17 protein-coding genes are annotated in these 20,362 nt (G+C 64.2%); 15 read left to right on the forward strand and 2 right to left on the reverse strand.

Annotation, left to right across the window (positions count from 1 at the left end; all coding sequences use genetic code 11):
* Positions 1-118: 118 nt before the first annotated feature.
* Entirely contained in the window at positions 119-1,324 is a 1,206-nt protein-coding gene (gene zigA, locus I6F21_RS11575; RefSeq protein ID WP_225111764.1) for a zinc metallochaperone GTPase ZigA, read from the reverse strand.
* Positions 1,325-1,576: 252 nt separating this feature from the next.
* Between zigA and I6F21_RS11580 the strand changes: the two genes are divergently transcribed.
* The 15 genes from I6F21_RS11580 (at position 1,577) to I6F21_RS11650 (ending at position 19,083) form a co-directional block, all read left to right on the forward strand.
* A complete protein-coding gene (locus tag I6F21_RS11580) occupies positions 1,577-1,714 on the forward strand; it encodes a hypothetical protein (RefSeq protein WP_167361641.1) in 138 nt (45 codons plus the stop codon).
* A 469-nt stretch (positions 1,715-2,183) separates the two neighbouring features.
* Positions 2,184-3,188, forward strand: a complete 1,005-nt coding sequence (locus tag I6F21_RS11585) for a tripartite tricarboxylate transporter substrate-binding protein (RefSeq protein ID WP_036023325.1) — start codon at positions 2,184-2,186, stop codon at positions 3,186-3,188.
* 85 nt (positions 3,189-3,273) lie between these two features.
* Positions 3,274-3,771 carry a tripartite tricarboxylate transporter TctB family protein gene (locus I6F21_RS11590; RefSeq protein WP_036005718.1) on the forward strand — a complete coding sequence of 166 codons (498 nt, stop codon included), beginning with the start codon at positions 3,274-3,276 and terminating at the stop codon, positions 3,769-3,771.
* A gap of 42 nt (positions 3,772-3,813) precedes the next feature.
* A complete protein-coding gene (locus tag I6F21_RS11595) occupies positions 3,814-5,313 on the forward strand; it encodes a tripartite tricarboxylate transporter permease (protein ID WP_036005721.1) in 1,500 nt (499 codons plus the stop codon).
* A gap of 408 nt (positions 5,314-5,721) precedes the next feature.
* Positions 5,722-7,014: an oxalate/formate MFS antiporter gene (gene oxlT, locus I6F21_RS11600; protein ID WP_036005723.1), complete on the forward strand. Its 1,293-nt coding sequence runs from the start codon at positions 5,722-5,724 to the stop codon at positions 7,012-7,014.
* Positions 7,015-7,258: 244 nt separating this feature from the next.
* Positions 7,259-8,581: an oxalate/formate MFS antiporter gene (gene oxlT / locus I6F21_RS11605; RefSeq protein WP_225111763.1), complete on the forward strand. Its 1,323-nt coding sequence runs from the start codon at positions 7,259-7,261 to the stop codon at positions 8,579-8,581.
* 175 nt (positions 8,582-8,756) lie between these two features.
* Positions 8,757-9,185, forward strand: a complete 429-nt coding sequence (locus I6F21_RS11610) for a CBS domain-containing protein (RefSeq protein WP_036005729.1) — start codon at positions 8,757-8,759, stop codon at positions 9,183-9,185.
* 180 nt (positions 9,186-9,365) lie between these two features.
* Positions 9,366-10,385, forward strand: coding sequence for a 2-dehydropantoate 2-reductase (locus I6F21_RS11615; protein ID WP_225111762.1), 1,020 nt, complete (start codon positions 9,366-9,368; stop codon positions 10,383-10,385).
* Positions 10,385-11,167: a fumarylacetoacetate hydrolase family protein gene (locus tag I6F21_RS11620; RefSeq protein WP_225139463.1), complete on the forward strand. Its 783-nt coding sequence runs from the start codon at positions 10,385-10,387 to the stop codon at positions 11,165-11,167. Before I6F21_RS11615 ends, I6F21_RS11620 begins: the two co-directional genes overlap by 1 nt.
* 562 nt (positions 11,168-11,729) lie before the next feature.
* Complete coding sequence (locus tag I6F21_RS11625) at positions 11,730-11,933, forward strand: hypothetical protein (RefSeq protein WP_109145865.1); 204 nt, start codon at positions 11,730-11,732, stop codon at positions 11,931-11,933.
* 54 nt (positions 11,934-11,987) lie between these two features.
* Positions 11,988-12,650: a hypothetical protein gene (locus tag I6F21_RS11630; protein ID WP_225139464.1), complete on the forward strand. Its 663-nt coding sequence runs from the start codon at positions 11,988-11,990 to the stop codon at positions 12,648-12,650.
* 312 nt (positions 12,651-12,962) lie between these two features.
* Positions 12,963-13,958 carry a nitronate monooxygenase family protein gene (locus tag I6F21_RS11635; RefSeq protein ID WP_036005739.1) on the forward strand — a complete coding sequence of 332 codons (996 nt, stop codon included), beginning with the start codon at positions 12,963-12,965 and terminating at the stop codon, positions 13,956-13,958.
* Positions 13,959-13,983: 25 nt separating this feature from the next.
* The gene (locus I6F21_RS11640) at positions 13,984-14,955 is read left to right on the forward strand and encodes a zinc-binding dehydrogenase (protein ID WP_225139465.1); all 972 of its coding nucleotides are present in this window, start codon (positions 13,984-13,986) and stop codon (positions 14,953-14,955) included.
* Positions 14,956-15,163: 208 nt separating this feature from the next.
* Positions 15,164-16,537, forward strand: a complete 1,374-nt coding sequence (locus tag I6F21_RS11645) for a cation-efflux pump (protein ID WP_225139466.1) — start codon at positions 15,164-15,166, stop codon at positions 16,535-16,537.
* Between the two features lie 215 nt (positions 16,538-16,752).
* On the forward strand, positions 16,753-19,083 hold the full coding sequence (locus I6F21_RS11650; protein ID WP_225139467.1) for a PAS domain-containing sensor histidine kinase: 2,331 nt from the start codon (positions 16,753-16,755) through the stop codon (positions 19,081-19,083).
* A 227-nt stretch (positions 19,084-19,310) separates the two neighbouring features.
* On the opposite strand, the gene I6F21_RS11655 is transcribed toward I6F21_RS11650, so the two are convergent.
* Positions 19,311-20,204 carry a LysR family transcriptional regulator gene (locus I6F21_RS11655; protein ID WP_225139468.1) on the reverse strand — a complete coding sequence of 298 codons (894 nt, stop codon included), beginning with the start codon at positions 20,202-20,204 and terminating at the stop codon, positions 19,311-19,313.
* Between the last annotated feature and the right edge of the window lie 158 nt (positions 20,205-20,362).

Genomic DNA, 20,362 nt, shown 5'->3' on the forward strand with positions numbered 1-20,362 from the left:
ACTCTGAATGATGCTTGGAAAGGGGGCAGAGCACTAACGGCTTTACCGTCCCCTTGCAAGACCTGGTCCGAGATGGTCGAGCGCGGACCTCACGTCGCGTGGCTGGCAGGCACGTCGATCAGTTGGACTGATCGCCTCGACGCCAGGCCGGAAACGGATCGGCGAGAGCGGACCATGCGGCGATGTCCATGGTGGACGTATCAGGGACAAGGCATGCGTCCAGCCTGCCACGGATCTCGGCCTCGTCCATGCCGGTGCCGATGAACACGATCTCCTGGCGACGATCGCCGTACAGCTTGTCCCAATACTGGCCGAGCCGCTTGCGCCAGGCCTCATCGTTCGGCCACCGCTCCTTTGGAACGCTCGCCCACCAGAACCCCAGCGCTTCGGTCCTCACAATCGCTCCCGCCTGGCTGATCTCGCCGAGCCATTGCGGCCTCGTCGCCAGCCAGAAATGACCCTTCGCCCGGATCACGCCTGGCCAGGATGCCTTGACGAACTTGTCGAACTTCGCCGGATCGAACGGCCGGCGGGCGCGGTAGACGAAGTTCTTGACGCCATATTCCTGCGTTTCAGGCACGTGGTCGGCGAAACCATAGAGCTCCTTGTACCAGAGCGGATGCTGCTGGGCCTTCTCGAAGTCGAACCGGCCGGTGTTGAGCACGCGGTCGAACGGCACGCGGCTGTGATTGGCCTCGATGATGTCGGCTTCGGGATTCAACGAGCGGATGATCTGCCGTGCCGCCTCGCGCTGTTGCGGCGAGGCATCGTCCACCTTGTTGAGGACGATCACGTCGGCGAACTCGAGCTGCTCCACGAGGAGATCGACCAGCGTCCGCTTGTCGCCGTCCAGCGCCTCGCCGCGCTCGCCGAGGAACTCGGTCGAGGAATAGTCCTTCAGCAGGTTGGCGGCGTCGACCACCGTCACCATCGTGTCCAGGTGGGCGATATCGGAGAGGCTTTCGCCCTCTTCCGAGCGGAAATCGAACGTCGCTGCGACGGGGAGCGGCTCCGAAATGCCCGTCGATTCGATCAGCAGATAATCGAAGCGCCCGCTTTCGGCGAGCGCACGTACTTCCCTCAGGAGATCGTCGCGCAGGGTGCAGCAGATGCAACCGTTGGTCATCTCCACCAGTTTCTCATCAGTCCGCGAGAGGTTGGCACCACCATCGCGGACCAGGTCCGCATCGATGTTCACCTCGCTCATGTCGTTCACGATTACCGCCACTTTCAAGCCGTGCCGATTGTTCAGGACGTGATTCAGCAAAGTGGTCTTTCCAGCCCCGAGGAAGCCGGACAAGACGGTAACGGGGAGTTTGGGCATGGAGATCGAACAGCCTCTTGAGGGGGATGGGCCGAGGACGACGAGACACGGCATCTCACTATGTAATGTTATAACATTACATTCGCTATACGACCTGACCCTGTCAAGGCGCTCGGTTCACCGCCTATGCCGCAATGCGGAAGAAAGAATGCTGCTATGCAAACAAGAGCATGGACGCTGGCATCTGGCATACATAGATTGTTCCCAGAAATGAGACAGCAAGACTGACTGTTCTCAAGAAAGGGATTTCCGATGTCGAAGACCGCTTCCGTCGCTCTTGCGCCCTCCTCCTCGCTGTTCGCGCGGCTGATGGCCGCGATCGACGGCTTGCTGCTGGCGAGCGCCGAAATCTCCAATCGCAACGGGGACTTGCCGCGTTTCGGCCTGTAAGAAGGCCTTCGCTGCCTCACCGAACGGGCGACGGCACAGAAGCCAAAAACACGGTGTTTGACCAAATGGCCCCGCCTGTCGGGGCCATTTCTGTTTGGCAGCGCCCTCCCTCGCAGGCGAGCGGAACTGCGACGATTAGTCCGCCGAGGCCAACCGACGATTCCGGTTGTTTGTCTACTGGCATTTCGCATACCATCCATTCAAACAAGAATGGTTGCACGATTCAAAAGTGTAAGGACGGGGAAGCGTAACGCAGGACGGAAGGCCGAGTGGCAAGTTTTGCCGCGCCCTTGGCGAAGCCTTAGCCGAAAGATGCGGATGCCGCGCGTTATCCCTGCTCATACAGTTTCTATCGGGACTGCCATGGGTGCTAGACCGCAAGGGTAATCCCGGGGCATGTGACTCGGGATGGGCTAACGCAAGCCGACAAAGAGCGGCTGCGTTGAGGGTTCGACAGGGAGTGAACAAGATGAAGCCATTCGTTCTGAATGTCGCGTTGGCGGCAATGGTGATGTCGTGCGCGAGCAGCACCGCTAGCCGTGCCGCCTGGGAGCCGGTCCGTCCGGTCGAGTTCATCGTGCCCGCGGGCACAGGCGGCGGCGCCGACCAGATGGCGCGCACCATCCAGGGCATCGTCACCAAGCACAATCTGATGAAGCAGCCGCTGGTCGTCATCAACAAGGCCGGTGGCGCAGGCGGTGAAGGCTTCCTCGATGTGAAGACGTCGGCGAACAATCCGCACAAGATCATCATCACGCTGTCGAACCTGTTCACGACGCCGCTGGCGACGGGCATCCCCTTCAACTGGAAGGATTTGACTCCGGTTGCGATGCTCGCGCTCGACGAGTTCGTGCTTTGGGTGAATGCCGAGAAGCCGTACAGCTCCGTGAAAGACTATGTCGAGGCCGCGAAGAAGGCACCAAGCGGCACGTTCAAGATGGGCGGCACTGGATCCAAGCAGGAAGACCAGATCATCACGGTCGGGATCGAGAAGGCCATCGACGCCAAGTTCACCTACATTCCCTACAAGGGCGGCGGCGAAGTCGCGGTGCAGCTGGTCGGCAACCACGTCGATTCGACCGTCAACAACCCGATCGAGGCGGTCGCGCAATGGCGCGGCGGCAAGCTCCGTCCGCTCTGCGTGTTCGACGCCCAGCCGATGGCCTATGACGAGCCGATCGCCGACGGCAAGGCCTGGAAGGACATTCCGACCTGCAAGTCGCAGGGCCTTGCGATGGAATATCTCATGCTGCGCGGTATCTTCATGTCGCCCAAGGCCACGAAGGACCAGGTCGAATATTACGTCGAGCTGTTCAAGAAGGTCCGCGCCACGCCGGAGTGGCAGGAGTTCATGAAGAGCGGCGCCTTCAACACGACCTTCCTGACCGGCGCCGATTACGCCAAGTGGATCGAGGCGGAGGAGAAGCGGCACGAAAGCCTGATGAAGGAAGCCGGCTTCCTCGCATCGAATTGAGCCTGGCATCGATGACGGCCGAGGATGCTGTGCGTCCTCGCGCCGGCAGCGACTGCGAAAGACTGCATTTCCGCCTGGAGGCCTCATGACTGAACGATCCCGAGCCGAATCCGGCCCCGCCCACAAGACGCTGGAAATCGGCATGGGGCTGCTGATCGGCGTGTTCGGCCTCATCGTGATCTTCGGCAGCCTCAAGGCCGGCATCAATTGGGGCCCGGAGGGGCCGCGCGCCGGATTTTTCCCGTTCTATATCGGCGCGGCCATCGTCGCGGCGAGTGCGATCAACGTCTGGAACGCGCAGCGCGACGACGACGGACGGTTGTTCGCCGAATGGGGGCAGCTGCGCCAGGTCATGAGCGTCGTGGTGCCGACCGCCATCTACGTCGGCACAATGCCGTTCATCGGCCTTTACGTCGGCTCAATGCTCTTCATCGCCTGGTTCATGCGCTGGCTCGGCGGCTATCGCTGGCTGACCGTCGCAGCGGTGGCGGTCGGCATGCCGGTCGTGACTTACCTCGTTTTCGAGCGCTGGTTCCTCGTCCCTCTGCCCAAGGGGCCGCTCGAGGAATGGCTCGGCCTGTGAGACCCATCCACCCATTCAATTGCTGCTGCAGGACGTTTTGACATGGAAGAGTTGGCCAATCTGTTTCACGGCTTCGCGGTCGCCCTGCAGCCCTACAACATCATGCTGATGGTGATCGGCATCACGCTCGGCGTCCTCATCGGCGTGCTGCCGGGGCTCGGGGGCGCCAACGGCGTCGCGATCCTGCTTCCGCTGACCTTCAGCATGCCGCCGACATCGGCCATCATCATGCTGTCCTGCATCTATTGGGGCGCATTGTTCGGGGGAGCCATCACCTCGATCCTGTTCAACATCCCTGGCGAGCCATGGTCGGTGGCGACCACCTTCGACGGCTATCCGATGGCCCAGCAGGGCAAGCCCGGCGAGGCCCTGACGGCGGCCTTTACCTCCTCCTTCGTCGGCGCGCTGTTTGCCGTCGTCATGATCACGCTGGTTGCGCCGCTCGTCGCGGGCTTTGCGCTTCGATTTGGGCCGGCGGAGAAGTTCGCGGTGTATTTCCTCGCCTTCTGCTCCTTCGTCGGCCTCAGCAAGGAGCCGCCGTTCAAGACCATCGCCGCAATGATGATCGGCTTTGCGCTCGCGGCGGTCGGGCTGGACTCGATCACCGGACAATTGCGGCTGACCTTCGGCATCACCGAACTGCTCAACGGCTTCGACTTCCTGATCGCCGTGATCGGCCTGTTCGGCATCGGCGAGATCCTGCTGACCATGGAGGAAGGGCTCGCCTTCCGCGGCGGCAAAGCCAGCATCAACCTTCGTGTCGTGCTCCAGACCTGGCGCGAGTTGCCCGCCTATTGGATGACATCGCTGCGGTCCTGCCTGATCGGCTGCTGGATGGGCGTCACCCCGGCCGGCGCGACGCCTGCTTCCTTCATGAGCTACGGCATCGCCAAGCGACTGGCGCGACGCGGCAACAATTTCGGCAAGGGCGAGATCGAGGGCGTGATCGCGCCGGAGACGGCCGCACACGCCGCCGGCACCGCGGCGCTGCTGCCGATGCTGTCGCTCGGCGTGCCGGGCTCGCCGACCGCCGCCGTGCTGCTCGGCGGCCTCTTGATCTGGGGCCTGCAGCCTGGCCCGATGCTGTTCGTCGAGCAGAAGGAATTCGTCTGGGGCCTGATCGCCTCGATGTATCTCGGCAATCTCGTCGGGCTCATCGTCGTACTCACCTGCGTGCCGATCTTCGCCGCGATCCTGCGCGTACCCTTCGGCATCATCGCGCCGTTGATCCTGGTGCTCTGCGCGATCGGCGCCTATTCGGTGCACAACAGCACCTTCGACGTGATGCTGATGTTGGTGTTCGGCGTGATCGGCTATCTCCTGAAGAAGTGCAATTACCCGCTCGCGCCGCTGGTGCTCGCCATCGTGCTCGGCGACAAGGCCGAGGAAGCCTTCCGACAATCGCTGCTGGGCTCGCAAGGATCGCTCGGGGTGTTCTTCTCCAACGGCCTCGTCAGCACCATCATGGCGCTCGGCTTGGTCGCCCTGTTCTGGTCCGCGATCCAGGAAGGCTACAGCCGGCTGCGCACGTCGATGGCGTGAGGCGGGATCTGCGCAATCCGCATCGGTACCGACGCCAAATTGCCGCACTCCAGACTTCTGGAATATAGAATTCCAGAGATTGCGCCGTCCCCGCCGACGGCGCCTCGGCGCACGCGACCAATGCAGGCCTGCAAGAACGCCAAGTGCATAGGCTTTCAACAACGCCCCGCGACGTCGACGATCCGAGATAAAGCGCTGTAAAAACAGCCTCTTAGCTTTAATCAACTGCAATCGCCGCCATCACGCCGACGCGATCGGGCTTTACATTTCCGCGCTCATAGCGCATGTGAACAAGCCCGCGCTATTTCGCCGCACCCTCCCGTCCTCGCTTGAATCTTGGCATATTGCATACCAGAGTGCGCGCCAGCGCATGCATAAAAATGATGGGCGCGTTTGGGAGGGTTTTTGATGACGGACATGGTGCAGTCGGCAGCAGCGGCCCCGAGTGCCGCGCGCGTAAGCGATGCCTATCGCTGGGCGCAATTGGCGATCGGTGTGGCGGCGATGGTGATGATCGCCAACTACCAATATGGCTGGACGTTCTTCGTCCCCGACATCCAGAAGACGTTCGGCTGGGATCGTGCCTCGATCCAATGGGCCTTCACGCTCTTCGTGTTGTTCGAGACCTGGCTGGTGCCGGTTGAAGGATGGTTCGTCGACAAATACGGCCCGCGCATCGTGGTGCTGGTCGGCGGCGTGCTCTGCGCTATCGGCTGGGCGATCAACGCGCAGGCGACCTCGCTGAACGGCTACTATCTCGGCATGATCATCGCAGGCATCGGCGCCGGCGGCGTGTACGGCACCTGCGTCGGCAACGCGCTGAAATGGTTTCCGGACAAGCGCGGTCTTGCGGCCGGCATCACGGCGGCCGGCTTCGGGGCAGGCTCCGCGCTGACCGTGGCGCCGATCCAGGCCATGATCAAGGACAGCGGATTCCAGACCACCTTCCTCTATTTCGGCCTCGGGCAAGGCATCATCATCTGCCTCCTCGCCTTCTTCCTGCTCGCGCCGAAAGCGGGCCAGGTGCCGCACGTGGTGGCGAATGCTAATATCATCCAGACCCGGCGCAACTATCAGCCGACCGAAGTGCTGCGCCAGCCGATCTTCTGGCTGATGTACTTCATGTTCGTGATCGTCGGCGCGGGTGGACTGATGGTCACCGCGAACCTGAAGCCGATCGCGGTTGACTGGAAGGTCGACAGCGTCCCTGTGACGCTGATGGCGGTGACGATGACGGCGGTGACCTTCGCGGCCACGATCGACCGCGTGCTCAACGGCCTGACGCGTCCGTTCTTCGGCTGGATCTCCGACATGATCGGCCGCGAGAACACGATGTTCATCGCCTTCGGCATGGAAGGGTTCGGCATCTGGATGCTCTACCTCTGGGGCCACGATCCGGTCTGGTTCGTGCTGCTCTCGGGCTTCGTGTTCTTCGCCTGGGGTGAGATCTACTCGCTATTCCCCTCGACCTGCACCGACACGTTCGGCACCAAGTTCGCGACCACCAATGCCGGCCTGCTCTACACCGCGAAGGGCACCGCCGCGCTGCTGGTGCCGATCGCCAACTACATGCAGCAGACATCGGGGACCTGGGACAGCGTGTTCATCATCGCGGCCGGCGCCAACATCCTGGCTTCGGTGCTGGCGATCGCGGTGCTCAAGCCCTGGCGCAAGGTCGTGGTCGCGAAATCGACGATCTGACCGGCGATACAATTCAGCAAGCACGACGCCCGGCCTCACGGCCGGGCGTTTTTCTTTGGCGATCGTCGCATCGCCTCGCCGGGGCGCGAGCGGAGCCACCAAGAAGTGACAAGTTAGGGCTTGCAATGTGGAATATCGTATACCAATCTCCGCGTCGCGCCTGCGACGATAAGCCACAATACTCGCGACACCAGGTCGTCTTGCGATCCTGTGTCACGGACAATCAGGCGCTGGGAGGTTCTCGATGATTTCCAGCCCGGACGGCGCCGTCACCGCCGCGCCGCTTCGCACCGGTTTCCGCTGGCTCCAGCTCGGCATGGGCATCGTCTGCATGGCGATGATCGCCAATCTGCAATATGGCTGGACGCTGTTCGTCGATCCGATCGATGCCGCCCACCACTGGGGGCGCACCGCGATCCAGCTCGCCTTCACCATCTTCGTCGTCACCGAGACCTGGCTGGTGCCGGTCGAGGCCTGGTTCGTCGACAAATACGGCCCGCGCATCGTCATCATGTTCGGCGGCGTGATGATCGCACTGTCCTGGATCCTCAACGCCTCCGCTGACAGCCTCACCCTGCTCTATGCGGCGGCGATCGTCGGCGGCATGGGCGCGGGTGCCGTGTACGGCACCTGCGTCGGCAACGCGCTGAAATGGTTTCCCGACCGCCGCGGCCTCGCGGCGGGCGCGACCGCTGCCGGCTTCGGCGCAGGGGCCGCGATCACCATCGTGCCGATCGCGAGCATGATCGCCTCGAGCGGCTATCAGCACGCCTTCCTCACCTTCGGCATCGCCCAGGGCCTCGTCGTGTTCGTGCTCGCCTTCTTCATCCAGCCGCCGCGCCTCTCCATTCCGCCGAAGAAGAAGCAGATCAACCTGCCGCAGACCAGGATCGATTTCACCCCGCCGCAAGTGCTGCGCAGCCCTGTTTTCTGGGCGATGTATCTCGTCTTCGTCATGGTCGCTTCCGGCGGGCTGATCACTGCGGCGCAGATCGCCCCGATCGCACGCGACTTCGGGATTGCCAACACGCCGGTGACGCTCGCCGGCTTCCAGATGGCGGCGCTGACCTTCGCGATCTCGCTCGACCGCATCTTCGACGGATTCGGGCGACCCTTCTTCGGCTGGGTCTCCGACACGATCGGCCGCGAGCCCACCATGTTCATCGCCTTCGGCACCGCCGCCTTGATGCTGCTGACGCTCTCGGCCTATGGCCGGGTGCCTGTCGTCTTCGTGCTGGCGACCGCGGTGTATTTCGGCGTGTTCGGCGAGATCTATTCGCTGTTCCCCGCAACCTGCGGCGATACCTTCGGTGCGAAGTTCGCAACCACCAACAACGGCATGCTCTACACTGCGAAGGGCACGGCTTCCCTGCTCGTCCCGCTCGCGAGCGTGATCTCGACCGCCTATGGCTGGAAGGCCGTGTTCGTGCTGGCGGTGGCACTGAATGCCATGGCGGCGCTGATGGCGCTGCTCGTGATCAAGCCGCTGCGCCGCGCCTTCATCCACGGCCAGGAAGCCGAGCGCACGGACAAAGCGACCGGCACTGCCAAGACCGAGACGGCGTGAGCTGCTGAACCTTGCCGGCTTGCGAAGGGGCGCAGCGATGCGCCCCTTTCTTTTTGGGGCACGGCGATAATGTCAGTACGCCTGTCGCAAGATTTTTCGGATCCGCCAAATCCAGCGCTTGACGATTGGCATTATGTATACCACACTTCCTCACCACTCACCCAGGGAGGTTGCAATGCTGGTCGGAGACATTCTGCGCAAGAAGACGCCGCGCGTTGTCACGGTGCGTATGAACGAAACGGTGGGGATCGCGGCCAAGCTGATGCGCGCCAACAATATCAGCGCGCTGGTGGTCAAGGATGTGGTCCGCTCCGAGGGCAACACCGCGGTCGGCATGTTCACCGAGCGCGACGTGGTGCGCGCCGTCGCCGAGCACGGCGCGGGCGCCGTCAACGTCAAAGTCTCCCAGCTGGTCTCGGTGCAGCAGCTGGTGTCCTGCACCTCCACCGACACGATCGAGCACGTCCGGCATCTGATGAACCGTCATCATATCCGCCATCTGCCCGTGATCGACGATTACAGCCTCGTCTCCGTCATCAGCATGCGCGACATCGCCGCGGCGATGGACGAGGCGCTCAACGGCACGCCGCAAGCGGCGGCTTAAAGCATGATCCGGAAAAGCGCGCAGCGGTTTTCCGACAAGATCATGCTCAAACAATAGACTAAAGCGCATCGCGCTTTAGAGCGGCAAAACTTCCCCCTGCGACTGCCGGCCCCGGCTCGGATCCTTCCGAGCCGGACCGGATCTTTCGTCCCAAAATCCGTCTCTGCTCGCGAGGATTTCATGAAGATCTGCATCTACGGCGCCGGCGCGATCGGCGGATATCTCGGGGTTCAGCTCGCGCGCGCGGGCGCCGACGTCAGCCTGATCGCACGCGGCGCGCACCTTGCCGCCATGCGCGAGCGCGGCCTGACGCTGCTCGCGGGCGAGGAAAAGCACACCGTTCATCCGCGCTGCACCGATGACCCCACCGAGCTCGGCGTGCAGGACTTCATCATCATCACGCTGAAGGCCCATTCGATCACCGGCGTAATCGAAAAGATGCAGCCGCTGCTCGGGCCTCACACCCGCATCGTCACCGCCGTCAACGGCATTCCCTATTGGTACTTCTACAAGCACGGCGGCCAATACGAGAACTCGACGCTGGAGAGCATCGATCCCGGCGGCCGGCAGTGGGGTGAGCTGGGGGCCGAGCGCGCCATCGGCTGCATCGTCTATCCCGCCACCGAGATCGAGGCGCCCGGCGTGATCCGCCACGTCTACGGCAACAACTTTCCGCTCGGCGAGCCCTCGGGCGAGATCACCTCCGACGTGCAGCGCCTCGCCGATCTCTTCGCCGCCGCCGGCCTGAAGGCTCCCGTGCTCGACCGCATCCGCGACGAGATCTGGTTGAAGCTTTGGGGCAATGTCTGCTTCAACCCGATCAGCGCGCTGACCCACGCCACGCTCGACGTGATCTGCACCGATCCCGCCACGCGCGCGCTGTCGCGCGCGATCATGGTGGAGACGCAAGCCATCGCCGAGACCTTCGGCGTCAAGTTCCGCGTCGACGTCGAGCGCCGCATCGAGGGGGCGCGCAAGGTTGGCGCGCACAAGACCTCGATGCTGCAGGATCTCGAGCGCGGCCGCCCGATGGAGATCGATCCGCTCGTCACCGTGGTGCAGGAGATGGGCCGGCTCACCGGCATCGCCACGCCCGCGCTCGATTCGGTGCTGGCCATGGTGACGCAGCGCGCCCGCATCGCCGGCCTCTATGACGGCGTCTCGACACCGGCTGATCCGCGCGCACTGGCGGTGGCGTGATGACGAGCGTGACCAAATGGCTGCGCTTCCGCCATGCCGGGACGACGGGCTTCGGCACGCTGACGTCCTCCGGCATCACCGTGCACGAGGGCGACATGTTCGGTCGCAACGCCGCAACGGGCAAGATTTTGGCGCTCTCGGAGGTCGAGCTGCTTGCGCCCTGCGTGCCCAGCAAGATCGTCGCGCTCTGGAATAATTTCCACGCGCTCGCGGCCAAGCTGAACCAGCCTGAACCGCCGGAGCCGCTGTACCTGCTCAAGGCCACCACCAGCATCGCCGCACCCGGCGCCGTGATCCGCCGCCCCTCTTATTACGACGGCAAGACCACCTATGAGGGCGAGCTCGGCATTGTCATCAGCAGGACCTGCGCCCGTGTCTCGCCAGATGAGGCCGACGGCTACATCTTCGGCTACACCTGCGTCAACGACATTACCGCCAACGACATCCTGACGCGCGACCCCACCTTCGCCCAATGGGCCCGCGCCAAGGGCATCGACGATTACGGTCCGTTCGGCCCTGTGATCGCGACCGGTCTCGATCCAGCAAAACTCACGGTTCGCACCATCCTCAACGGCGCGGAGCGGCAGAACTACCCGATCTCGGACATGATCTTCAGCGCGCAGGAGCTGGTGAGCAGGATCTCCCACGACATGACCCTCTCGCCCGGCGACCTCATCGCGGTCGGCACCTCGGTCGGCGTCGGCGTGATGAAGGAGCCCGTCAACACGGTGACCGTCGCGATCGACGGCATCGGCGAGCTCACCAACGAGTTTCGGCTGTAGACTTTTTCGCCGCCGCAGAGCAGCAAAATTGATCTGGCGCAAACCCGCCGTCGCGGCCAAGGCTACCCTCCCCGGCAAAAGATTGATTTCTGATGCAAGGGAGGACGCACATGTCGAATGCCGGCAACGCACTGCTGTGGACCGTGCTGTACTTCGCTCTCTCGTTCGCCGCGATCTTCGTGGTCTGGTTCGCCGATAGGATTCGGTCGAACTTGCTCGGGAAGCGATAGCCCCAGGGCACGTTGCTTCGTCCTAGCGCTGGCGGCTGGCCTGGGTGCAAGCGGGCCGGCACAGGGACGTGGGCGCCACCTCGCATCTTCCCGCAGCGCCTGGCGTTGACGGAATCCCGGTGCTGCGCGCTCCCGGCAAGCCCAGCGGGCCCCTGTCGGCACCAAGGGTCGGTCGCGCTCCGAAACATCCAGACACATCACATCTTCGCGCGCCCGAGCAATGCCGCCAACATGTCCCGTGCGCGCCGCAACTTGGACGCATTCGGCCGCCCTTTTGGGAGGCGTGTCTGGGGGCACGGCATGACCGTGTTTGGACCAAACCTTCTAGGGGTATCACTGTGAAGAAGATTGTATTTGCTCTGGGTGCCACGCTTGCTTTTGCGACGGCTGCAAACGCTGCGGATCTGCCGCGCCGGCAGCCGGTGCCAGCTTATCCGGGCGAGCAGGCGCCAATCGGCAAGATGCCGATCGGCAAGAGCCCGATTGGAAAGGCCCCGATCGGCAAGGCGCCGGGCCCGGTCGCCGCGCGCTACTGACGCGCAGCGAAATACGCGTCAGACATTTGCGCTCGATGGTCGAGGGGGAATAGCGTGACGAACAAAGCTGGTCGATCGGGATCCTGCATCCTCGCGGGCTTCGCTCTTGCAGCTATGCTCTCATGCACGACGCCCTCGGCCTCGGCCCATGAGACCGACAAGCAGACCGACAGGCGCGTTGCCGATGCGAACGCGCTTGCTACGACCGACACTGCCTCGCGGCCACAGCCGCAATCGACGCGGCGCTCCGTCGCGCGTGCAGAGAAAGGCCCCTATTACGTCGACTTCCGCGCCCGCACGGCCGCGAGCTGGGGCCATGCCTTCGTCTGGTACGGCAAGACCAGCGAGAAGGCCGTCGAGGTTGCGGGCCTGACACCGGCCGGCGATACGCTCGCTTACGTGCTCGGTCACATTACCTTTGTGCCATCCGAGACCGGCGCCAGCTACGGCGATCTCGATCCGGAATATCTGACCGCGAGCTATCGGGTCTATCTCAACGAAGCCGACGCCAAGCGCGTGTTCGCCTACATCAAGGAGTTGCAGGCCAGCTCGCCAGTCTGGAATGCCGAGACCATAAACTGTACCGGCTTCATCGGCGACATCGCGGAGTTCATGGGATTGAAGGTCCCCCATCGCTGGCAGCGCCCGGAAAACTTCGTCAACAGCCTCAAGGAAATCAACGGCGGGCGCCAGATGGTGCGGCTGTCGGCGAAGTAGCTCTTCGCCCCATACTCGGTGTCATTGCCCGCAGAGGCGGGCAATCCAGTATTCCAGAGACTGCGAGGGTAGAGCCGAGAGGTCGCGGCGTACTGGATACCCCGCCTTCGCGGGGTATGACGGCGGAGTTTGAGGAAAGAGCTTGCCCTCATCAGGCAGCAGCGCACCCCAATTATCCGCCCCGCGGAATCTCCTCGCCTTCCGCATGGTCGCCCCGCCGGGCGGCGCAATAGACTTTTCCCACCCCCAGCGGCATCCTGCCGCCATCAACCGAGAACAAAGCGCCACGCGGGGCGCGGGGGGAAACAGATCATGTTGCAGACACGGTTCACCAAGCTCGTCGGCGTCCAGCACCCGATCGTTCAGGGCGGCATGCAATGGGTCGGACGCGCCGAGCTGGTCGCAGCCGTCGCCAATGCCGGCGCGCTCGGCTTCATCACCGCGCTGACCCAGCCGACGCCGGAGGACCTGACCAAGGAGATCGCGCGCTGCCGCGACCTCACGGACAAGCCGTTCGGCGTCAACCTCACCATCCTGCCGGCGATCAAGCCGCCGCCCTATGCCGAATACCGCGCCGCGATCATCGAGAGCGGCATCAAGGTGGTCGAGACCGCCGGCAACAAGCCGCAGGAGCATGTCGACGAATTCAGGAAACACGGCGTCAAGGTCGTGCACAAATGCACCAGCGTCCGTCACGCGCTCTCGGCCGAGCGGATGGGCGTCGACGCCATCTCGATCGACGGCTTCGAATGCGCCGGCCATCCCGGCGAGGACGACACGCCCGGCCTGATCCTGATCCCGGCCGCCGCCGACAAGATCAAGATTCCGATGATCGCCTCGGGCGGCTTTGCCGATGGCCGCGGCCTGGTCGCGGCGCTGGCGCTGGGAGCCGAGGGCATCAACATGGGCACCCGTTTCATGGCCACCAAGGAGAGCCCGATCCATCAGCTCATCAAGGAGAAGATCGTCGCCAATGACGAGCGCGAGACCGAGCTGATCTTCCGCACCATGCGCAACACCTCGCGCGTGGCCAAGAACGCGGTCTCGACCAAGGTCGTCGCGATGGAGAAGGAAGGCGCCAAGTTCGAGGACATCCGCGAGCTCGTCGCCGGTGCCCGCGGCAAGATGGTCTATGCCACCGGCAATTCCGACGAAGGCATCTGGTCGGCCGGCCAGGTGCAGGGCCTGATCCAGGACATCCCGAGCTGTGCCGAGCTCGTCTCCCGCATCGTGCGCGAGGCGGAGGCGATCATTCGCAGCCGGCTCGAGGGGATGATCGTTCAGTCACAACGCGAAGCGGCGGAATAATCACTGCAAGACGTGAGAGTATTGCATGAAAGCCTACGTCTACGGCCCTGAAGGCGCGAGGATTTCCGACGTCGCTCAACCAAAGCCCAAAGGCACGCAGGTGCTCGTCCGCGTTCGCGCCTGCGGCCTCAACCGCGCCGACACCGGCATGCGCAAGGGCCACGCCCATGGCGCGGCCGGCGGCGTCGGCACCGTGCTGGGCATGGAATGGGCCGGTGAGGTCGCCGAGCTCGGGCCCGATGCGAAGGGCGTGAAGATCGGCGACCGCATCATGGGATCGGGCGGCGCGGCGTTCGCCGAATATACGCTGGCCGATCACGGCCGGCTGTTTCACGCGCCCTCGAACATGAATTTCGAGGAGGCCGCCACCCTCCCCGTCGCGCTCGCGACCATGCACAACGCCGTCGTCACGATCGGCGGGGTGCAGGCTGGCCAGAGCGTGCTGGTCCAGGGTGCGAGCTCCGGCGTCGGGCTGATGGCAATGCAGATCGCCCGGCTCAAGGGCGCGAAGCTGGTGATCGGCTCGTCCACCGACGCGTATCGCCGCGGCCGGCTGAAGGAGTATGGCGCCGGCCTCGCCGTCGACAGCTCCGATCCGAAATGGGTCGACGAGGCGCTGAAGGCGACGAACGGCGAAGGCGTCGACCTCGTCGTCGACCAGGTCTCGGGCAAGGTCGCCAACCAGAACCTCGCCGCGACGAAGATCAAGGGCCGCATCGTCAATGTCGGCCGCCTCGGCGGCACCCACGCCGACTTCAATTTCGACCTGCACGCGGCCCGCCGCATCGACTATGTCGGCGTCACCTTCCGTACCCGTACCATCGAGGAGGTCCGCGAGATCTTTGCCGAGGTCCGCAGGGACATCTGGGGCGCGGTGGAATCGCGCAAGCTGCAACTGCCGATCGACAAGGTGTTCGCGTTCGACGACATCGACAAGGCGTTCGAGCACATGGAAGCGAACAAGCATCTGGGGAAGATCGTGGTGACGGTGCCGTAGGGCGCCGGCAGCGGCCCGGTAGGGTGGGCAAAGCGAAGCGTGCCCACGATCTGCATCCATCGCGGACGAATGGTGGGCACGGCGCTAACGCGCCTTTGCCCACCCTACGGGGCCGGAGCAAGGCGTAGACCGCTCCTGCAACTCACTAGCGACTACATCCTGTGGATCATCGCTTGATGTCCCACACGGGGCTGCTAAATCCCCGCCCATGACCTCCCAGCATGACAAAACCTCGGTCGCGGCCATCTCGATCTTCGCCAGCGGCGGCATGGCGGCGGCCAAGTTCGCGGTCGGGATCGCGATCGGCTCACTGGCGCTGATCTCGGAAGCCCTGCATTCCCTAATCGACCTGGTTGCGACCATCATCACCTGGGCGGTGGTGCGGGTGTCCGACAAGCCCGCCGACGAGGAGCACCATTACGGCCACGGCAAGCTGGAAAGCATCTCCGCGCTCGGCGTCACCGCCCTGCTCTACGTGCTGGCCGGGGGCATCCTGGTCGAGGCCTATAGCCGGCTGCGCGAAGGAACCCCGCCGCCGACCATCTCGGCCGTGCCGTTCGTGGTGCTGGTGATCGATATCGCCGTCAATCTCTGGCGCGCCCGCGCCCTGCACCGTGCCGCGCGGGAGACCAGAAGCCAGGCCTTGGCGGCCGACGCGTTGCATTTCGCCTCGGACGTGATGGGCTCCTGCGCCGTGATCGTGGGCCTGATCCTGGCCGGGCTCGGCTTCTGGTGGGGTGACACCGCGGCGGCCGCAGCGGTTGCCGTGATGATCGCAGCGCTCGGCCTGCGCATGGCCGGCTCGACCGTGCAGACGCTGGTCGATCGCGCTCCCGAAGGCGCGCAGGAGAAGGCCAAAGCGGCGATCCGCAGTGTGCCCGGCGTGATCGACGTCGAACGCTTGCGCGTGCGCATGGTCGGAGCGACCACGTTCATCGACACTATTGCGAAGGTGCCGCGGACCTATCCGATCGACCGGGTCGAGGACATCAAGCGCAACGCGCAGGCCGCCGTCGCCAAGGCTTTCGGCGATGCCGACCTTACCTTCGCCGCAGTGCCCGTCGCGCGCGACAACGAGACCGTGCGCGACCGCATCATGGTGATCGCGCGCAATTCCGCCCTCGCCGTCCACCACGTCACGGTGCACGATCTCGGCGTCAAGCTGATCGTCAGCATCGACCTCGAGGTCGATGCCAACATGCAGCTCGAGGCCGCGCACGACATCGCCAACACGCTGGAGCGCAACATCCAGGAGGAGTTTGGCGAGGACGTCGAGGTCGACGTTCACATCGAGCCGCTGGAACCGGAACTTCCGTTCGGGGTCGATGCCACGCCGGACCGGGTGCGGACCATCGCCGCCGCGCTGACGGAATATGCCGCCGGCGGCGAGATCCACGACATCCACAATGTGCGCGTCCGCAACACGGATGCCGGCGAGATCGTCAACTTCCACTGCCGCGCAACACCGTCGATGAGCGTGATCAAGGTGCACGAGCATGTCGACGCGATCGAGCGTGCGTTGCGGCGCGCGTTCCCGAGCGTGAAGCGCGTCATCAGCCACGCCGAGCCGCCGCGGGCGTGATGAAGAATGCGCGACGAGTCACACGTTCTCGTTTCGGACTCGTTGCACCCGTGCCTTTGCGGACGCGCGACGCACAAACTGCGTGTTGGATAAGAATAATTTCGCGTTAACGATTCGTTGACTCTCGACAGCCCGCGAAAACTGGATTCAAATCGGTGTGATTCGGAAGTGACGTGGGGCTGCTTCCGGAACTCGTTTTTCAGGGGGCCGAAGGCATGTCGCGTGCAGACGCCGCGAACGCGTGCGTCCAATCCGATTCGATCAAGGGATTGGCGCAATCGATCGCGAAACCTGCCTATCATCGGCTGTTGATCGCGGAGCCGGCGCTGCGTCGCGCCGTGCCGACGCTCATCATCGCCTTCCTGATCACGATCTGCCTCGGTGCCTTCGTGCAGGTGGTCGATCAAACGCGCCAGAAGCGGCTGGTGATCCGACACGACATTTCGGCGCTCGCCGACCTGCTCGCCGAGCGCATCGACCGCCTCACTTCGGTTCGCCAGGAGCGGCTCAAGACCATCGAGGGCCTGCCGACGCTGCTGCCTGATCTCATTCCGTCCTGGGCCACGGCCTCGGGCCGGCACGTCATCGTCACCTCCGCCGGCATCGACCGCCGCATCCTCGCGCGCATCCCGGCCGACAGCGACCCGATCGGCAACGACCGCCTGCTCGATGCGATCACGACCGCGCAGCTGGTCGCGGCGCCGCCACGCGACGCCAACGTCTCCGACCTGACGCTGCCGAGCGGCAACGCGGCGATGGCGACCTCGCGGCAGATCAAGTCACTGCCCGGCTTCGTCACCGTGATCCAGGAGCGCAACGAGCCGATCTGGGGCTCGGACGCCGCGCTTTCAGTGACGCTGTCGGCGACCACGGGCTTCGTCGTCCTGATCCTGGGCTTCGCCTTCCACTGGCAGTCGACCCGCGCCCGCGAAGGCGACCTCATCAACGACGCGGTGCGCGGCCGCATCGACACGGCGCTCAACCGCGGCCGCTGCGGGCTGTGGGACTGGGACCTGTCGCGCGGCCGGATCTTCTGGTCGCAGTCGATGTTCTCGATCCTCGGTCTCGACGGCCGTCACGAACTCCTCACCTTCGGAGAGGTCAATGCGCTGGTGAAGTCCGACGACATCGACCTGTTCGCGATCGCCGACCAGCTCATCTCCGAGAAGATCGACCATATCGACCAGACCTTCCGCATGCAGCATGTCGACGGCCACTGGATCTGGCTCCGCGTCCGCTGCGAGAAGACGCGCGGGGCGACCGATTCCAGCGTCCACCTGATCGGGATCGCCGTCGACATCACCGAGCAGAAGAGCCTCGCCGAAAAGACCGTGGAAGCCGACCTCCGCCTGCGCGACGCGATCGAGACCATTCCGGAGGCCTTCGTGCTGTGGGATGCGAGCGACCGCCTGGTGCTCTGCAACTCGCACTTCCAGCGCCTGCACAAGCTGCCCGACAGCGCCGTCATCCCCGGCACCTCCTACGAGACCGTGCTCGAGGTCGGCCGCATGCCGGAGGTGCGCACCCGCCACAACGAGACCGCGGCCCAAGGCCCGGGGGCGCGCACCTTCGAGGCGCAGCTCGACGACGGCAGCTGGCTGCACATCAGCGAGCGCCGCACCAAGGACGGCGGCTACGTCTCGGTCGGCACCGACATCACCCGTATCAAAGAGCACGAGCAGAAGCTGGTCGACAATGATCTGCGCCTGCGCGCCACCGTCATCGATCTCAAGCGCTCGCAGGCCGCGCTGGAGCGCCAGGCGGTCGAGCTCGCCGACCTCGCCGAGAAGTACCAGCGCGAGAAGACCCGCGCCGAGGAAGCCAACCAGACCAAGTCGAAATTCCTCGCCAATATGAGCCACGAGCTGCGCACGCCGCTCAATGCCATCATCGGCTTCTCCGAGATCATGGGCTCGGGCATGTTCGGCGAGCTCGGCAGCGAGAAGTACCAGGAATATTGCCAGGACATCCTGACCAGCGGCCATTATCTGCTCGAGGTCATCAACGACATCCTCGACATGTCCAAGATCGAGGCCGGCCGCATGAAGCTCGACATGGAGGAGCTCGACCTCGCGCAGACGCTCGCCGAATCCTTGCGCGTCGTCACCGGCCGCGCGCAGGACAAGCACCTGACGCTGGATGCCGACATCGCAAAATCCATCTCGGTCGTCGCCGACCGCCGCGCCACCAAGCAGATCATCGTCAACCTGCTCTCCAATGCCGTGAAGTTCACGCCGGACGGCGGACGCGTCGTGGTGCGCAGCCGGCAGCTCGACGACAGGATCGTGCTGATGATCGCCGACACCGGCATCGGCATCGCGCCGCATTCGCTGGCGCGGCTCGGGCGCCCGTTCGAGCAGGTCGAGAGCCAGCTCACCAAGACCTATCACGGCTCGGGCCTCGGCCTCGCCATCGCCCGCTCGCTGGCGCAGCTCCACGGCGGCTCGATGCGCCTGCGCTCGAAGATCGACGTCGGCACCGTCGTGCGCGTGACCCTGCCGCGGGATGCGGTGAAGGCGGGATCGGGGATATCGGCTGCGGCTTAAAACCGCGAGCAACGATCGAGTCAGTTTCGATCTGGGATGCCCTTCTCCCCTTGTGGGAGAAGGTGGCGCGAAGCGCCGGATGAGGGGTGTCTATCCACGCGCAATACTTTCGGGAGGAGAGATACCCCTCACCCGTCTCGCCGCTACGCGGCGAGCCACCCTCTCCCACAAGGGGAGAGGGGAAGAAGAGCTCTCGGTTCACTCGGCTCAGCCAAAAGACCTTCCGCTTACGATTGCAGCGTCGGCGCGACTTCGCGCGCGACGTTGACCAGAGCTGCAATCAGTGGCGTCATGGGATCGCGCTGCGGGATCACCAGGCCGATGCTGTAAGTGACTTCGGGGTCGACGATCGGGATCGACCGCACGGTGTCGGACAGGCCGAGTGTCTCGGCGAGCTTGGCCGGCATCACACTCGCCCAGCGCCCGGTCTTGACGTGTGTGAACAGCACCAGCAGCGAATTCGACGTCAGCGTCGGCGTCGCCTCCGCGCCGACCGATCGCAGCGCGCGGTCGATGATGCGGCGGTTCTGCATGTCGGGCGTCAAGAGGCACAGCGGCACTTGCCCGACCTCGGTCCAGGTCACCGTCTCGCGATCGCCGAACATCGCGTCCGGCGCGGTGAGCAGGCGATAGCTCTCGTTGTAGAGCGGGATGGTGCGCACCTTGCCGATCGGCTCGTTCTCGATATAGGTCAGCCCCGCATCGACCTCGAGATTTTCCAAGAGCCCCAGCACCTCGGACGAGGTGGTGGACTGGATGCGGAAGCGCACGTCCGGATGCTTGGCACGGAACGGCGTCGTCAGCGCGGCGACCATGCCGAGCACGGTCGGGACCGCCGCGATCCGGATCTCGCCGGAGAGCTGATGCTTCAGCCCGTTGATCTCGTCGCGCATTGCGCGGGCATCGCCGACGATCCGCCGCGCCCAGTCCAGCGCCCGCTCGCCTTCGGGGGTAAATCCCTGAAAGCGCGAGCCGCGCTGGACCAGCATCACGCCGAGAATCTCCTCGAGCTGCTTGAGCCCGGTCGACATCGTCGGTTGCGTCACGCCGCAGGCCTCGGCCGCGCGTCCGAAATGACGCTCCTTCGCCAGCGCCAGCAATAGTTCAAGCTTGTCGATCAACCGGCCGTCCCCTCGGATTCCATCGTGGCACGCAAGCTAGCACGCCGGGCCTGCACCAACACGCAAAAACCCGCAGCCGACCGAACTTTCATGACCAATCCGTATCGATCGATTGCGGTTGCAAATCGATCAGAATCCGCAATCGCAGCTTCTGAGCG

The sequence above is a fragment of the Bradyrhizobium sp. NBAIM03 genome, assembly GCF_020194055.1.
Classification (GTDB): Bacteria; Pseudomonadota; Alphaproteobacteria; order Rhizobiales; family Xanthobacteraceae; genus Bradyrhizobium; species Bradyrhizobium yuanmingense.

What these genes read in the sequence shown, in the direction of transcription:
- I6F21_RS11595 (WP_036005721.1), top strand. Translation starts at nt 3,814, where the DNA reads ATGGAAGAGTTGGCCAATCTGTTTCACGGCTTCGCGGTCGCCCTGCAG.
- I6F21_RS11580 (WP_167361641.1), top strand. Translation starts at nt 1,577, where the DNA reads ATGTCGAAGACCGCTTCCGTCGCTCTTGCGCCCTCCTCCTCGCTGTTC.
- I6F21_RS11590 (WP_036005718.1), top strand. Translation starts at nt 3,274, where the DNA reads ATGACTGAACGATCCCGAGCCGAATCCGGCCCCGCCCACAAGACGCTG.
- I6F21_RS11640 (WP_225139465.1), top strand. Translation starts at nt 13,984, where the DNA reads ATGAAAGCCTACGTCTACGGCCCTGAAGGCGCGAGGATTTCCGACGTC.
- I6F21_RS11645 (WP_225139466.1), top strand. Translation starts at nt 15,164, where the DNA reads ATGACCTCCCAGCATGACAAAACCTCGGTCGCGGCCATCTCGATCTTC.
- zigA (WP_225111764.1), bottom strand. Translation starts at nt 1,324, where the DNA reads ATGCCCAAACTCCCCGTTACCGTCTTGTCCGGCTTCCTCGGGGCTGGA.
- oxlT (WP_036005723.1), top strand. Translation starts at nt 5,722, where the DNA reads ATGACGGACATGGTGCAGTCGGCAGCAGCGGCCCCGAGTGCCGCGCGC.
- I6F21_RS11585 (WP_036023325.1), top strand. Translation starts at nt 2,184, where the DNA reads ATGAAGCCATTCGTTCTGAATGTCGCGTTGGCGGCAATGGTGATGTCG.
- I6F21_RS11615 (WP_225111762.1), top strand. Translation starts at nt 9,366, where the DNA reads ATGAAGATCTGCATCTACGGCGCCGGCGCGATCGGCGGATATCTCGGG.
- I6F21_RS11610 (WP_036005729.1), top strand. Translation starts at nt 8,757, where the DNA reads ATGCTGGTCGGAGACATTCTGCGCAAGAAGACGCCGCGCGTTGTCACG.
- I6F21_RS11620 (WP_225139463.1), top strand. Translation starts at nt 10,385, where the DNA reads ATGACGAGCGTGACCAAATGGCTGCGCTTCCGCCATGCCGGGACGACG.
- oxlT (WP_225111763.1), top strand. Translation starts at nt 7,259, where the DNA reads ATGATTTCCAGCCCGGACGGCGCCGTCACCGCCGCGCCGCTTCGCACC.
- I6F21_RS11650 (WP_225139467.1), top strand. Translation starts at nt 16,753, where the DNA reads ATGTCGCGTGCAGACGCCGCGAACGCGTGCGTCCAATCCGATTCGATC.
- I6F21_RS11635 (WP_036005739.1), top strand. Translation starts at nt 12,963, where the DNA reads ATGTTGCAGACACGGTTCACCAAGCTCGTCGGCGTCCAGCACCCGATC.